Origin of the sequence: Streptomyces boluensis (assembly GCF_009908195.1) — a bacterium.
Taxonomy (GTDB): Bacteria; Actinomycetota; Actinomycetes; order Streptomycetales; family Streptomycetaceae; genus Streptomyces; species Streptomyces boluensis.
Window position 1 is genome coordinate 1 of record NZ_JAAAHS010000216.1, and the last position, 13,026, is coordinate 13,026.

Genomic DNA, 13,026 nt, shown 5'->3' on the forward strand with positions numbered 1-13,026 from the left:
GGGCGGGGCACCTCGCGCACTGTCCAGTGTGCGGGGTGCCCCGTGTTCCGTACGTACGAACTAAAGCGTACGAAAACGCCCCCTGAATCGTGTTGTGACTTCGGCGACTACTTCGTCAGGCCGGGGTACAGCGGGTGCTTGTCGGCCAGGGCGGTCACGCGGGCCTTGAGGGAGCCCGCGTCGAAGCCCGGCTTCAGGGCCTCGGCGATGATGTCGGCGACCTCGTGGAAGTCGTCGGCGCCGAAGCCGCGGGTGGCGAGCGCCGGGGTGCCGATCCGCAGGCCCGAGGTGACCATCGGGGGGCGCGGGTCGTTCGGGACGGCGTTGCGGTTGACCGTGATGCCGACCTCGTGGAGGCGGTCCTCGGCCTGCTGGCCGTCGAGCTCGCTGTTGCGCAGGTCGACCAGGACGAGGTGCACGTCCGTGCCGCCGGAGAGGACGTCGACGCCGACGGCCTTCGCGTCGTCCTGGACCAGGCGCTCGGCCAGGATGCGGGCGCCGTCCAGGGTGCGCTCCTGGCGCTCCTTGAAGTCGTCGGACGCGGCGACCTTGAAGGAGACGGCCTTGGCGGCGATCACGTGCTCGAGGGGGCCGCCCTGGAAGCCGGGGAAGACCGCGGAGTTCAGCTTCTTCGCGAACTCCTTGCTGCGGGCCAGGATGACGCCGCCGCGCGGGCCGCCGAGCGTCTTGTGCGTGGTGGAGGTCACCACGTCCGCGTACGGGACGGGGTTGGGGTGCAGCCCGGCGGCGACGAGGCCGGCGAAGTGCGCCATGTCGACCCACAGGTACGCGCCGACCTCGTCGGCGATCCGGCGGAACTCGGCGAAGTCCAGGTGGCGCGGGTAGGCGGACCAGCCCGCGATGATCACCTTGGGCCGGCTCTCCTTGGCGAGGCGCTCGACCTCGGCCATGTCGACCAGACCGGCCTCGTCGACGTGGTACGCGACCACGTTGAACTGCTTGCCGGAGAAGTTCAGGCGCATGCCGTGGGTGAGGTGGCCGCCGTGCGCCAGGTCCAGACCCAGGATCGTGTCGCCGGGCTTGGCGATGGCGAAGAGGGCGGCCTGGTTGGCGGAGGCGCCGGAGTGCGGCTGGACGTTGGCGTACTCGGCGCCGAACAGGTCCTTGATCCGGTCGATCGCGATCTGCTCGGTGACGTCGACGTGCTCACAGCCGCCGTAGTAGCGGCGGCCGGGGTAGCCCTCGGCGTACTTGTTGGTGAGGACGGTGCCCTGGGCCTCCATGACGGCGACCGGAGCGAAGTTCTCCGAGGCGATCATCTCGAGGGTGGACTGCTGGCGGTGCAGCTCGGCGTCGACGGCGGCGGCGACCTCGGGGTCGAGCTCGTGCAGCGGGGTGTTCAGCACAGACATGGGTACGGCGTCCTCAGCTTCCGGCGAACTCGGTGTACTCGGCGGCGGACATCAGGTCCTCCGGCTCCTCGGAGACGCGGACCTTGAACAGCCAACCACCCGCGAACGGGGCCGAGTTGACCAGGGACGGGTCGTTCACGACGTCCTCGTTGGCCTCGACGACCTCACCGGTGACCGGCGAGTACAGATCGCTGACCGACTTGGTGGACTCCAGCTCGCCGCAGGACTCGCCGGCGGTCACGGTGTCGCCGACCTCGGGCAGCTGCACGAAGACCACGTCGCCGAGCGCGTTGGCGGCGTGCTCGGTGATGCCGATCGAGGAGACACCGTCAGCGGCGGCCGACAGCCACTCGTGTTCCTTGCTGTAGCGCAGTTCGTTGGGGTTGTTGCTCATGGCCTGAATTCTCCTGTACGCGGGGGAGTGCTGGGGAACGAGGTGAAGCGGAGGACGTGGAGGGTCACTTCTGCCGCTGGTAGAAGGGCAGCGCCACGACCTCGTAGGGCTCGTGGGTGCCGCGGATGTCCACGCCGACGCCCTTGCTGCCCGGCTCGGCGTGCGCGGCGTCGACGTACGCCATCGCGATCGGCTTGCCCAGGGTCGGGGACGGGGCGCCGGAGGTGACCTCGCCGATGACGGCGCCGTCGGCCACGACGGACATGCCGGCGCGGGGCACCCGGCGGCCCTCGGCGATCAGGCCGACGAGCTTGCGCGGCGGGTTCTGCGCGGCGCGCTCGGCGGCGGCCTCCAGGGCGGCGCGGCCCACGAAGGCGCCCTCGTTGCTGGTCTTCTCGAACTTCACGACCCGGCCGAGACCGGCGTCGAAGGGGGTGAGCCCGGTGCTCAGCTCGTGCCCGTACAGCGGCATGCCCGCCTCGAGGCGCAGGGTGTCGCGGCAGGACAGGCCGCAGGGCACCAGGCCCTGTTCGGCGCCGGCCGCGGTGATCGCCTTCCACAGCTGCTCGGCGTGCTCGGGTGCGACGAACAGCTCGAAGCCGTCCTCGCCGGTGTACCCGGTGCGCGCGATCAGGGCGGGGACGCCGCCGACGGTGCCGGGCAGGCCCGCGTAGTACTTCAGTCCGTCGAGGTCGGCCTCGGTGAGGGCCTTGACGATGGCGGGGGAGTTGGGGCCCTGCACGGCGAGCAGCGCGTACGCGTCGCGGTCGTCGCGGACCTCGGCGTCGAAGCCGGGGGCGCGCTCGACGAGGGCGTCCAGGACGGTCTGGGCGTTGGAGGCGTTGGCGACGACCATGTAGGTGTCGGCTTCGAGGCGGTAGACGATCAGGTCGTCGAGGATGCCGCCGTCCTCGCGGCAGATCATGGTGTAGCGGGCGCGGCCGGGCTTGACCGAGCCGATGTTGCCGACCAGGGCGTGGTCGAGGAGGTCGGCGGCCTGCGGGCCGTGCACGGTGATCTCGCCCATGTGGGAGAGGTCGAAGAGACCGGCGGCGGTGCGGACGGCGTTGTGCTCGTCGCGCTCACTTCCGTAGCGCAGCGGCATGTCCCAGCCGGCGAAGTCGGTCATGGTCGCGCCGAGCGAACGGTGCACCGCGTCGAGTGCGGTGAGGCGCGGCTGCGGGGATGGGCTCATGTGTGTGGCTCCCGGGGCATGACGGGCGAGGTCGTCCTCCCCATCTGTCATCGGAACCCGGGGGTTCACAACCTGAGAGGTTCGCCGGGAGCCCGGCTTGCACCTTGGGTGGAGCCGTACAGCGGCTCGCTTTTCAGATCTGCCTCGCCCGCGCGGTGACTGGGCCTGAGAGATTCAAGGGAGGATCTTGCTCCTTCGGCGCCCCGAGGTGTCGTACAAGCGGCGTACGACGACTGACCGGGGACTCTCCCGCGCGGATTCAAGCGGCCGGTATGGAGTTGGCCCGCACATCATTGCACGAGCTCGCCGGGTGCGGGACGGGCGGCGGTGGATCGTTTCCGCAGCCCTTTCCGCAGGGCTTCCGCAGAGCTTCCGCAGGGGTTCGCGGGCGGGTGTGGAACCGCGCGCCGGTCCGGAAGCGTCAACTCCGGAACCGTCCGGTGTACGGGACGACCGGTGAGTAATGGGGTAATCCGCTTGTGCCGCATTACCGTCTCTTTACAGTGGGCGGGGAAGAGTCGCGTGACCGAACGGGGAGGACGATCACGGTGCAGAAGGCCAGCGGGTATCCGGCGATGAGCACGACGAGTGGTGTCGCGGTGCCCAAGCAGCCGGGCGCTGCGGCAGCGGAGGCACTCGGGCCCGCGCCGGTCGTCCGCGATCTGCGGGACCGGTCCGGGTGCAGCCCCCGGCGGCTGCGGTTCGCCGAGGGCGACCTCGTCGTGGTCTCCGGCCTGCCCGGCAGCGGCAAGACGACCCTGATCGAGCGCGCGGTGAGCGCGCCGCGCCTCGACTCCCAGGACACCCGGGACCGCTGGGACCGCCGGATGCCCCGCTTCCTGCCGTACGCGGTGTACCGCCCCGTGGTCCGCGTCGCGCACTACGCCGGGCTGCGCTCCGCCCTGCGCTCCGGCGCGAGCGTCGTCGTGCACGACTGCGGTACGCAGGCCTGGGTGCGCCGCTGGCTCGCCCGCGAGGCGCACCGGCGCGGGCGCGGGCTGCACCTGCTGCTGCTCGACGTCGACCCGCAGACCGCGCTCGACGGGCAGCACGAGCGCGGCCGGGGCGTCTCGCGGTACGCCTTCGCGCGCCACCGCCGGGCCATCGGCCGCCTGGTGCGGGACGCCGAGCGGGGCCACATCCCGGCGGGCTGCGCGTCCGCGGTGCTGCTCGACCGCGCGGCCGCCGACGGACTGCGGGGGCTCGGCTTCGGCGACTGAGGCCGTGGGGCCCGGAATCCACGCGTTAGGGTCGTGGCGCAAGTCAGACAGGTCGGTGAGCGGGGCGGCAGAGGTACGAGATGGACATTCCGGCGCAGGGTGCACAGGGGTCTCAGGGGAACCCGTACGAGGGCTGGCCCGCCAACGAGTTGGAGGAGGTCCTCGCGGCCTCGCTCGGCGCGGACGCGCAGCCGGGCCCGGCCTCGGCCGGCGGCCGGATCCTCCAGGTGCTCGGCCGCAGCCGGGTGTGGGTGCCGCTGCCGGGCGGCGGCAGCCCGGACAGTCGCGGCCTCGACCTGCCGACGATGGACATCGAAGGCGCCGCCTACGTACCGGTGTTCAGCTCCGAGCAGCAGTTGCGCCTGGTCGCCGGTGAGCACATGGCGTTCACCGTGGCGCCCGCCGTGGAGTTCGCGCGCGGCCTGCCGCCGCTGCTCGGCATCGCGGTGAACCCGCAGGGCGCGGTCGGGGTGCCGCTGCCGCCGCCCGCCGTCGCCGAGTTGTGCCGCACCGGCCGCACGGAGCTCGACGGTCCCACGACGGGCGGCCGCGTACGCCTCTTCCAGCCGGACTGGCAGGACGACCCGATGGACTTCCTGACCGCGGCGGGCGAGGAGTTCGCCGCGACGGGCGTGGTGCGCAGCGCGCGCCGCTGCCTGGCCAGCATCGAGGGCGAGAGCCCGGTCCTGTTCGTCGGCGTCGAGCTGTCGCGGTGGGAGGGTCCGGACCGGAATCTGCCGATGGACGCCCTCGGCCGCGCCCTCGGCCGGGCCCCGGTCGCCTGGCCGGTGAACCTGCTCCTGCTCGACGTCACCGAGGACCCGGTGGCCGACTGGATGCGGGAGAAGGTGCGTCCGTTCTTCGGGGACGGGCGCTGAGCGGACACCGGGGGCGGGGCGCGTGACGCCGGTGCGGGACGCGGGGAGCCGGGGCACGGGGCGCGTTGCCGGAGAGCGGGATTCCGGTGATCGTCCGGTGATCGGCCGGATTTTGGCTGTGGAGCGCCGCTGTGGAGAGCGCCGCATAAGCTGGTTTCATTGCCCGGGTGTCCCCATTGCGGCTCGGGTATCCGGGTCGGGGGAGAACGACCAATGCGTACGGGGCGAAGGGGCGGTCAACAAGTGAGTGCGTCGAGCACGGCTGCGGCCGGTCAGGTCGAGCACATGCTGCGCCAGGTCACACCCGGGCGTTACGACGCCTACGAAGCGCTGCTCGGCGCGCTCGCCGACGGCCAGGTGTGGATGCTCCTCTGGCACGGCCAGGCCGGATCCCCGGACGCGCAGTACGGGAACATGGACGTGGAGGGCTTCGGCTACGCGCCCTGTGTGACCTCCGCGCAGGAGCTCGCCGCCTCCGGCTGGAACCGTGCGCACGAGGTCGTCGCCGGAGCCGACGTGGCCCGCACGCTCTACCCCGACCACTACGGCCTGTGGCTGAACCCGCACGCGCCGGGCGGCGGTGTCGGCATCCCGTGGCTCGACCTCCGCCGTATCGCCACGGGCCTGGACAAACTCCCCGCCGGTCCGCTGCGGCTCTCCGAACCGGCCGTGGACATCCCGCAGTTCTACGCCCAGCTCACCCAGAACGCCCACCGCACCCCCGTCGTCCGCTCGCTGCGCCGCGCGTGGGTGCAGCCCGCGTTCGGCGCCCCGTACCTGGCGATCGGCCTGGACGTGTACGGCACGGACACCGCGTCCGTGGAGGCGGTGCGGGCGATGATGCAGCAGTCCATCGCGGCGGTCCCGGAGGGCCTGCCGGTGTCGACGGTCGCGATGTCCGACGAGTACGACCCGGTCGCGATGTGGCTGCGCGCCAACTCCCGCCCGTTCTACGACCGCGAGGCACATGTGGCTCCGCCGGCGGGTGGGTACGGGTACCCGCAGGCCGGGGCGTACTGATCTCCTCAAACTCCCCCAGCTACCGCTGGGAGGTGCCCCCGGAGGGGCTGAAATTTGGCTGATGCATTAGCCAAATTTCAGCCCCTCCGGCGTTTGAGGAGCGGGGTCCGGGGCGGAGCCCCGAGGCGGAACGCACGTCGACGCTCACTTCTTGGGACCACCCCGCAACTTGCATCCCTCTAACCCCAGTTGACCCCATTTACGCCCCCGCGAGGCCGATCACGGCGTTCGCATAACGGAAGCCTGCTGGCCACATCACGGTTGCGCATCCATTCCCCTGCAGGGCTGGCGGGTGATCGCGGGCACATTGAAGACTCCCCGCATGTACGGCCTTTCGGGCCTGTGTGCGAGCAACGCGACCTGGCCGACGTGTCGTCGGGGGCCGCTCGCACCACGCATACGAACCAGTCGCTACAGCGGCAAGTGTGGGCCGGTCACCACCGGTTGAGAGGGGTCCCTGCCACGATGACGGCGCCAATGCATGACACACCCACGGACGTGGCGGAAGCCGCGCCCGTCGAGGTCGCGGCCGAGCCCGCGGCCAAGAAGGTCGAAGGGCGTTCCCTCAAGCAGATCGCCTGGAACCGGCTGAAGCAGGACAAGGTGGCCCTGGCCGGTGGCATCGTTGTCGTGCTTCTGGTCGTCGTGAGCGTTTTCGCCCCGGTCATCGTCGGCCTCCTCGGCCACCCGCCGAACGAGGGCAACCTCGACCAGCTGGAAGACCTCACCAACCTGCCCAAGGGCGCGCTCGGCGGCATCAACGGCGACTTCCTCTTCGGCGTCGAACCCAACACGGGCCGCGACGTGTTCAGTCGCATCGTCTACGGCGCCCGCATCTCCATGCTGGTCGCGGTGCTCGCCGCGGCGGTCGCGGTGGTGCTCGGCACCCTCTTCGGCATCATGGCCGGGTTCTTCGGCGGCTGGGTGGACGCGGTGATCAGCCGCGTGATGGACGTACTGCTCTCGTTCCCGCAGCTTCTCTTCATCATCGCGCTGGTCTCGGTGCTCCCCGACGACCTGCTCGGCCTGACCGGCAGCGGGGTGCGGATCGCGACCCTGGTCCTGGTCATCGGCCTCTTCGGCTGGCCGTACATCGGGCGTATCGTGCGCGGCCAGACGCTGTCGCTGCGTGAGCGGGAGTACGTGGAGGCGGCCCGCAGCCTCGGCGGCGGTGCGCGGCACATCCTGTTCCGGGAGCTGCTGCCCAACCTGGTCGCGCCGATCACCGTCTACACCACGCTGATGATCCCGACCAACATCCTCACCGAGGCCGCGCTGAGCTTCCTCGGCGCGGGTGTCCGCCCCCCGACGGCTTCCTGGGGCGGCATGCTCCGGGACGCGCTCAGCGTGTACGAGCACGATCCGATGTTCATGGTCTTCCCCGGTCTGGCGATCTTCCTGACCGTCCTGGCGTTCAACCTCTTCGGTGACGGGCTGCGTGACGCCCTGGACCCCAAGGGAACCCGATAATCCCCCACTCTGACTTGCCCCTGCCGCACCGTCAGGTGGCTCTTCCCAAAGGTTCCTGGGCAATGGCCCGGACCGAGAATCTCGGAGGATGCGAGAAAATGCCCACAGCTTCCACGAAACGCAGGTACACCGCCGGTGCGGCTCTTGTCGTAGCGGCCCTGATGACCACCACGGCCTGTGGCGGTGGCGGTGGCGACGACGAGAACGGCGAGGGCGCCGGCTACAACGCGGGCATCGGCAAGATCGCCAACAAGTCGAGCAAGAAGGGCGGCACGCTCAAGTTCATCGCGAAGCAGCCCATCGACTCGGCCGACCCGCAGCGCGCCTACTACGGCATGACCTGGGACTTCATGCGCTACTACACGCGCACCCTGGTCACCTACGACACCAAGCCGGGCGAGGACTCCAACAAGCTGGTCCCCGACCTGGCCAAGGCCAAGGCCGAGATCAGCGACGACGGCAAGACCTACACGTACCAGCTGCGTGACGGGCTCACCTGGGAGGACGGCTCCAAGTTGACCTCCAAGGACATCAAGTACGGCATCGAGCGCATCTGGGCCACCGAGGTCATCACCGGTGGTCCCGCTTACCTGAAGCAGGTCCTCGACCCCAAGGGCGAGTACAAGGGCCCGTACAAGGACAAGGCGAAGGACAAGCTGGGCCTGAAGGCGATCGAGACGCCGGACGACCAGACGATCGTCTTCAAGCTCCCGAAGGCCAACAGCGACTTCGAGAACATGCTGGCGATGCCGTCCGGCTCCCCGGTGAAGCAGGAGAAGGACTCGAAGGCCAAGTACGCCAACGAGCCGTTCTCGTCCGGCCCGTACAAGTTCGAGTCGTACCGCCCCGGCAAGAGCCTCACCCTGGTGCGCAACACCAAGTGGAAGAAGTCCTCCGACCCGGTCCGCCCGGCGCTGCCCGACAAGGTCACCGTCACGTTCTCCGCCAACAAGGAGGAGAACGACAAGAAGCTGGTCGCCGGCGAGTACGACATCGACATGAACGGCACCGGTATGACCCAGTCGGGCCGTATCACCGCCATTCAGGACCACAAGGCCAACGTCGACAACATGGAGACGGACTTCATCCGGTACGTCGCCCTGGTGACGAAGACGAAGCCGCTCGACAACGTCGACTGCCGCAAGGCCGTCTTCTACGGCACCGACTTCGCGTCCCTGCAGAAGACCCGCGGTGGCAAGCTCGCGGCCGGTGACATCGCCACCAACGCGCTGCCCAAGGCCATCCCCGGCGCCGACGACTACGACCCGTACGGCGTCCTCGAGCGCAAGGGCAAGCCCGACGCCGCCAAGGCCAAGGACTCGCTGAAGAAGTGCGGCAAGCCGAACGGCTTCTCCACCAAGATCACCGCGCGCACCGACAACCCCGGTGAGAAGGAAGCGGCGACGCAGCTCCAGCAGGACCTCGGCAAGGTCGGCATCAAGCTGGAGGTCGACACCATCGTCGGCTCCGAGTCGTCCAGCATCACCGGCTCGCCCTCGGTCACCGCGAAGCGCGGCTACGGCCTCGTGATGAGCGGCTGGGGCCCGGACTTCCCGTCCGGCCAGGGCTTCGCGCAGCCGCTGTTCGACAGCCGCTTCATCGCTGAGAACGGCAACTACAACGAGGCGCAGATCTCCGACAAGAAGATCGACAAGTACTTCGACGACGCCATCGCCGCGGGCTCGCCGGAAGAAGCCGCCAAGATCTACACCGACCTGAACCACCGCGTGATGGACCAGGCCGTGTGGATGCCGTTCCTGCAGGAGAAGAACATCACCTGGCGCGGTAACGACGTGACCAACGTGTACTCCTCCGCCGCCTACAGCGGCCGCTACGACTACATCATGCTCGGCAAGAAGTAGTCGTCAGCCCCTCCCTCCCGCCGAACCCCGCCAGTCCGAAGGGCAGGTGATGGCCCCGGTCGGCGGCCGGTTCTCCGTAACCCGGAGATCCGGCCGCCGACGGGCCGCGCACAGTGCTTGCTTATCTCATCCGGCGCCTGGGCGCCGTCTTCGTGATGGTGCTGGTCGTCCTCCTGACGACCTTCGTCATCTTCTACATGCTGCCCAAGTGGGCCGGCCAGGACCTCGCCGTGCTCTTCGCCGGCAAGAACTCCGGCGCCGAGCAACTGGAGGGCATCCGGGAGAAGTTGGGCCTCAGCGACCCGCTTTTCGTCCAGTTCTGGGACTTCGTACGGGGCATCCCGTTCGGCCGCACCTTCGCCAACGGTGACGACGTCACCAACTGCCCGGCGCCCTGCCTCGGGTACTCGTTCCGCACCGAAGCGCCCGTCTGGGACACCCTCAAGGACGCGCTTCCGGTCACCGGTGCGATGGCGGGCGGTGCCGCGGTGCTGTGGCTGGTCGGCGGTGTCACCAGTGGTGTCATCTCCGCGCTCAAGCGCGGCACGGTCTGGGACCGTTCGGCGATGGTCGCCGCGCTCTCCGGCGTCTCCATGCCGATCTTCTTCACCGGCATGATCATGATGGGCATCTTCGTCCACAGCCTCGGCTGGATCCACATCGACGACACCCTCACCTCCCAGGACTCCCTGGGCACCTGGGTGGAGTCGCTGATCCTGCCGTGGATCGTGCTCGCCTTCCTGCACGCCGCGATGTACGCCCGCCTCACCCGCGCCACCATGCTCGAAGTGCTCGGCGAGGACTACATCCGCACCGCCCGCGCCAAGGGCGTCACCGAACCGGTCGTCATCCGCAGGCACGCGCTGCGGTCCACGATGACCCCGATCCTCACGGTCTTCGGCCTGGACCTCGGTGTGCTCATGGGCGGCGCCATCCTCACCGAAGTCACCTTCAACCTCCCGGGACTCGGCAACGAGGCGGTCAAGGCGATCGACGGCAAGGACCTGCCGATGATCCTCGGCGTCACGCTCTGCGCGGCGCTCGCCATCGCCATCGCCAACCTCGTCGTAGACCTGATGTACGCCGTCATCGACCCGCGAGTGAGGCTCGGATGAGCGACCTGAAGAAGACCGGGGCAGCCGTCGGCGAGCCGGTCGCGAGCGACTCGCCCGCACCCTCCGCGTTCCTCGAAGTACGCGACCTGAAGGTGCACTTCCCGACCGACGACGGTCTCGTGAAGTCCGTCGACGGGCTCAGCTTCCAGCTGGAGAAGGGGCAGACCCTCGGCATCGTGGGCGAGTCCGGCTCCGGCAAGTCCGTCACCTCGCTCGGCATCATGGGCCTGCACACCGCCGGTCAGTACGGCAAGCGCAAGGCGCAGATCTCCGGCGAGATCTGGCTGGACGGCAAGGAGTTGCTCTCCAGCGACCCCGACGAGGTGCGCCGGCTGCGCGGCCGCGACATGGCGATGATCTTCCAGGATCCGCTGTCGGCTCTGCACCCGTACTACACGATCGGCAAGCAGATCGTGGAGGCGTACCGCGTCCACCACGACGTCGACAAGAAGACCGCGCGCAAGCGGGCCATCGAGATGCTCGACCGGGTCGGCATCCCGCAGCCCGACAAGCGCGTGGACGCCTACCCGCACGAGTTCTCCGGCGGTATGCGCCAGCGCGCCATGATCGCGATGTCGCTCGTGAACAACCCCGAACTCCTCATCGCCGACGAGCCGACCACCGCGCTCGACGTGACGGTGCAGGCGCAGATCCTGGACCTGATCCGCGACCTGCAGAAGGAGTTCGGCTCCGCCGTCATCGTCATCACCCACGACCTGGGCGTCGTCGCCGAGCTCGCCGACAACATCCTGGTGATGTACGGCGGCCGCTGCGTCGAGCGCGGCTCCGCGGAGAAGGTGTTCTACGAGCCCCAACACCCGTACACCTGGGGCCTGTTGGGTTCGATGCCGCGGATCGACAAGGAGCAGACCGAGCGTCTGATCCCGGTCAAGGGCTCCCCGCCCTCGCTGATCAACGTCCCGTCCGGCTGCGCCTTCAACCCGCGCTGCCCGTACGCGGACGTGCCCAAGGACAACGTGACCCGCGAGGTGCGCCCCGAGCTGGCCGAGACCGACAGCGGCCACTGGAGCGCCTGCCACCTCTCGCGGGAGCAGCGGGAACGTATCTGGACCGAAGAGATTGCGCCCAAGCTGTGAGTGAAGACAATGAACTCCGCGAGATGCGCGAGAACAGCGAAGACCGCGAGAGCCGTCCCGAGGGTCAGGACACTCCTGTGACCATTCCCGAGCAGAGCGCCGAGTCCGGCTCGGCGGTCCTGGCCGAGAACCCCGCGCCGGGCGAGATCCTGCTCAAGGTCAGCGGCCTGCAGAAGCACTTCCCGATCCGCAAGGGTGTGCTGAAGCGGCAGACCGGCTCGGTCAAGGCCGTCGACGGCATCGACTTCGACGTGCGCTCGGGCGAAACCCTGGGCGTCGTGGGCGAGTCCGGCTGCGGCAAGTCCACGATGGGCCGGCTGATCACGCGCCTGCTCGAACCCACCGCGGGCACGGTCGAGTTCGAGGGCCGTGACATCACGCACCTGGGTGTGCGCGGGATGCGCCCGATGCGCCGCGACGTCCAGATGATCTTCCAGGACCCGTACTCGTCGCTCAACCCGCGGCACACCGTGGGCGCGATCGTCTCGGCGCCGTTCAAGCTCCAGGGCGTCACGCCCGAGGGCGGCATCAAGAAGGAGGTCCAGCGCCTCCTCGAAGTGGTCGGCCTCAACCCCGAGCACTACAACCGCTACCCGCACGAATTCTCCGGCGGCCAGCGCCAACGCATCGGTATCGCACGGGCGTTGGCCCTGAAGCCGAAGCTGGTCGTGGCCGACGAGCCGGTCTCCGCCCTGGACGTCTCCATCCAGGCCCAGGTCGTCAACCTCCTCGACGACCTGCAGGACGAGCTCGGTCTGACGTACGTGATCATCGCCCACGACCTGTCGGTCATCCGGCACGTCTCGGACCGCATCGCGGTGATGTACCTCGGCAAGATCGTCGAACTGGCGGACCGCAAGGCGCTGTACGAGTCGCCGATGCACCCGTACACGAAGGCGCTGCTCTCCGCGGTGCCGGTGCCGGACCCGCGGCGCCGCGGCGCCAAGAGCGAGCGCATTCTGCTGAAGGGCGACGTGCCCTCGCCGATCTCCCCGCCGAGCGGCTGCCGCTTCCACACCCGCTGCTGGAAGGCGACGGAGGTCTGCAAGACCCTGGAACCCCCGATGCTCACCCTCGCCACGGGCCACCAGGTCGCCTGCCACCACCCGGAGAACGCGGACGACCAGGCCCCCCAGGACAAGGTCCTCCTCACGGCCGCGGTCGAGGCGGCGGAGGCGGCGGGGGTGGAGGTTCCGGAGGAGGTAGTTCCGGAGGCGTCGAAGGGTGAGGTTGAGGAGGGCTAGCCCTCCTCAATCGCCGGAGGGGCTGAAAAGTCAGCCCCTCCGGAGAGGTTGGGAAAATCAGCCCGTCCGGCGTTTGAGGACGAGCGCGGAGCGCGATAAACAGCCCCTCCGGCGTTTGAGGTGGGGGCACCTCCCAGCGGTAGCTGGGGGAGGGGGGT

11 protein-coding genes and 2 riboswitches are annotated in these 13,026 nt (G+C 69.3%); of the genes, 8 read left to right on the forward strand and 3 right to left on the reverse strand.

Translation table 11 applies throughout. The features are described from left to right. Positions 1 to 107: 107 nt before the first annotated feature. From glyA to gcvT, 3 genes are all read right to left on the reverse strand, one after another. Positions 108 to 1,373, reverse strand: a complete 1,266-nt coding sequence (glyA, locus tag GUY60_RS23920) for a serine hydroxymethyltransferase (protein WP_161701178.1) — start codon at positions 1,371 to 1,373, stop codon at positions 108 to 110. A 13-nt stretch (positions 1,374 to 1,386) separates the two neighbouring features. Then, positions 1,387 to 1,767: a glycine cleavage system protein GcvH gene (gcvH, locus tag GUY60_RS23925; RefSeq protein ID WP_161701180.1), complete on the reverse strand. Its 381-nt coding sequence runs from the start codon at positions 1,765 to 1,767 to the stop codon at positions 1,387 to 1,389. A 64-nt stretch (positions 1,768 to 1,831) separates the two neighbouring features. Beyond that, a complete protein-coding gene (gene gcvT / locus GUY60_RS23930; protein ID WP_161701182.1) occupies positions 1,832 to 2,962 on the reverse strand; it encodes a glycine cleavage system aminomethyltransferase GcvT in 1,131 nt (376 codons plus the stop codon). Between the two features lie 34 nt (positions 2,963 to 2,996). After that, positions 2,997 to 3,105, reverse strand: a riboswitch (glycine riboswitch). Beyond that, a riboswitch (glycine riboswitch) is annotated at positions 3,106 to 3,224 on the reverse strand. A 313-nt stretch (positions 3,225 to 3,537) separates the two neighbouring features. Here gcvT and GUY60_RS23935 point away from each other — a divergent pair. The 8 genes from GUY60_RS23935 to GUY60_RS23970 all read left to right on the forward strand — a co-directional run bounded on the left by GUY60_RS23935 (position 3,538) and on the right by GUY60_RS23970 (position 12,868). Further along, the gene (locus tag GUY60_RS23935; protein WP_187370111.1) at positions 3,538 to 4,182 is read left to right on the forward strand and encodes an AAA family ATPase; all 645 of its coding nucleotides are present in this window, start codon (positions 3,538 to 3,540) and stop codon (positions 4,180 to 4,182) included. 80 nt (positions 4,183 to 4,262) lie between these two features. After that, a complete protein-coding gene (locus GUY60_RS23940) occupies positions 4,263 to 5,060 on the forward strand; it encodes an enhanced serine sensitivity protein SseB (RefSeq protein WP_161701184.1) in 798 nt (265 codons plus the stop codon). A 243-nt stretch (positions 5,061 to 5,303) separates the two neighbouring features. Continuing rightward, on the forward strand, positions 5,304 to 6,080 hold the full coding sequence (locus GUY60_RS23945) for an enhanced serine sensitivity protein SseB C-terminal domain-containing protein (protein ID WP_161701186.1): 777 nt from the start codon (positions 5,304 to 5,306) through the stop codon (positions 6,078 to 6,080). A gap of 465 nt (positions 6,081 to 6,545) precedes the next feature. Continuing rightward, positions 6,546 to 7,550, forward strand: a complete 1,005-nt coding sequence (locus GUY60_RS23950) for an ABC transporter permease (protein WP_161701188.1) — start codon at positions 6,546 to 6,548, stop codon at positions 7,548 to 7,550. A gap of 98 nt (positions 7,551 to 7,648) precedes the next feature. Beyond that, positions 7,649 to 9,412, forward strand: coding sequence for an ABC transporter substrate-binding protein (locus tag GUY60_RS23955; protein ID WP_161701191.1), 1,764 nt, complete (start codon positions 7,649 to 7,651; stop codon positions 9,410 to 9,412). Between the two features lie 113 nt (positions 9,413 to 9,525). Further along, on the forward strand, positions 9,526 to 10,527 hold the full coding sequence (locus GUY60_RS23960; protein ID WP_161701193.1) for an ABC transporter permease: 1,002 nt from the start codon (positions 9,526 to 9,528) through the stop codon (positions 10,525 to 10,527). Beyond that, positions 10,524 to 11,624 carry an ABC transporter ATP-binding protein gene (locus GUY60_RS23965; protein ID WP_161701195.1) on the forward strand — a complete coding sequence of 367 codons (1,101 nt, stop codon included), beginning with the start codon at positions 10,524 to 10,526 and terminating at the stop codon, positions 11,622 to 11,624. The genes GUY60_RS23960 and GUY60_RS23965 overlap by 4 nt, the downstream gene beginning before the upstream one ends. 23 nt (positions 11,625 to 11,647) lie before the next feature. After that, positions 11,648 to 12,868, forward strand: a complete 1,221-nt coding sequence (locus tag GUY60_RS23970; RefSeq protein ID WP_161701199.1) for an ABC transporter ATP-binding protein — start codon at positions 11,648 to 11,650, stop codon at positions 12,866 to 12,868. Positions 12,869 to 13,026 lie beyond the last annotated feature (158 nt).

What these genes read in the sequence shown, in the direction of transcription:
- GUY60_RS23955 (WP_161701191.1), top strand. Translation starts at nt 7,649, where the DNA reads ATGCCCACAGCTTCCACGAAACGCAGGTACACCGCCGGTGCGGCTCTT.
- GUY60_RS23940 (WP_161701184.1), top strand. Translation starts at nt 4,263, where the DNA reads ATGGACATTCCGGCGCAGGGTGCACAGGGGTCTCAGGGGAACCCGTAC.
- GUY60_RS23950 (WP_161701188.1), top strand. Translation starts at nt 6,546, where the DNA reads ATGACGGCGCCAATGCATGACACACCCACGGACGTGGCGGAAGCCGCG.
- gcvT (WP_161701182.1), bottom strand. Translation starts at nt 2,962, where the DNA reads ATGAGCCCATCCCCGCAGCCGCGCCTCACCGCACTCGACGCGGTGCAC.
- GUY60_RS23965 (WP_161701195.1), top strand. Translation starts at nt 10,524, where the DNA reads ATGAGCGACCTGAAGAAGACCGGGGCAGCCGTCGGCGAGCCGGTCGCG.
- gcvH (WP_161701180.1), bottom strand. Translation starts at nt 1,767, where the DNA reads ATGAGCAACAACCCCAACGAACTGCGCTACAGCAAGGAACACGAGTGG.
- glyA (WP_161701178.1), bottom strand. Translation starts at nt 1,373, where the DNA reads ATGTCTGTGCTGAACACCCCGCTGCACGAGCTCGACCCCGAGGTCGCC.
- GUY60_RS23935 (WP_187370111.1), top strand. Translation starts at nt 3,538, where the DNA reads ATGAGCACGACGAGTGGTGTCGCGGTGCCCAAGCAGCCGGGCGCTGCG.
- GUY60_RS23970 (WP_161701199.1), top strand. Translation starts at nt 11,648, where the DNA reads ATGCGCGAGAACAGCGAAGACCGCGAGAGCCGTCCCGAGGGTCAGGAC.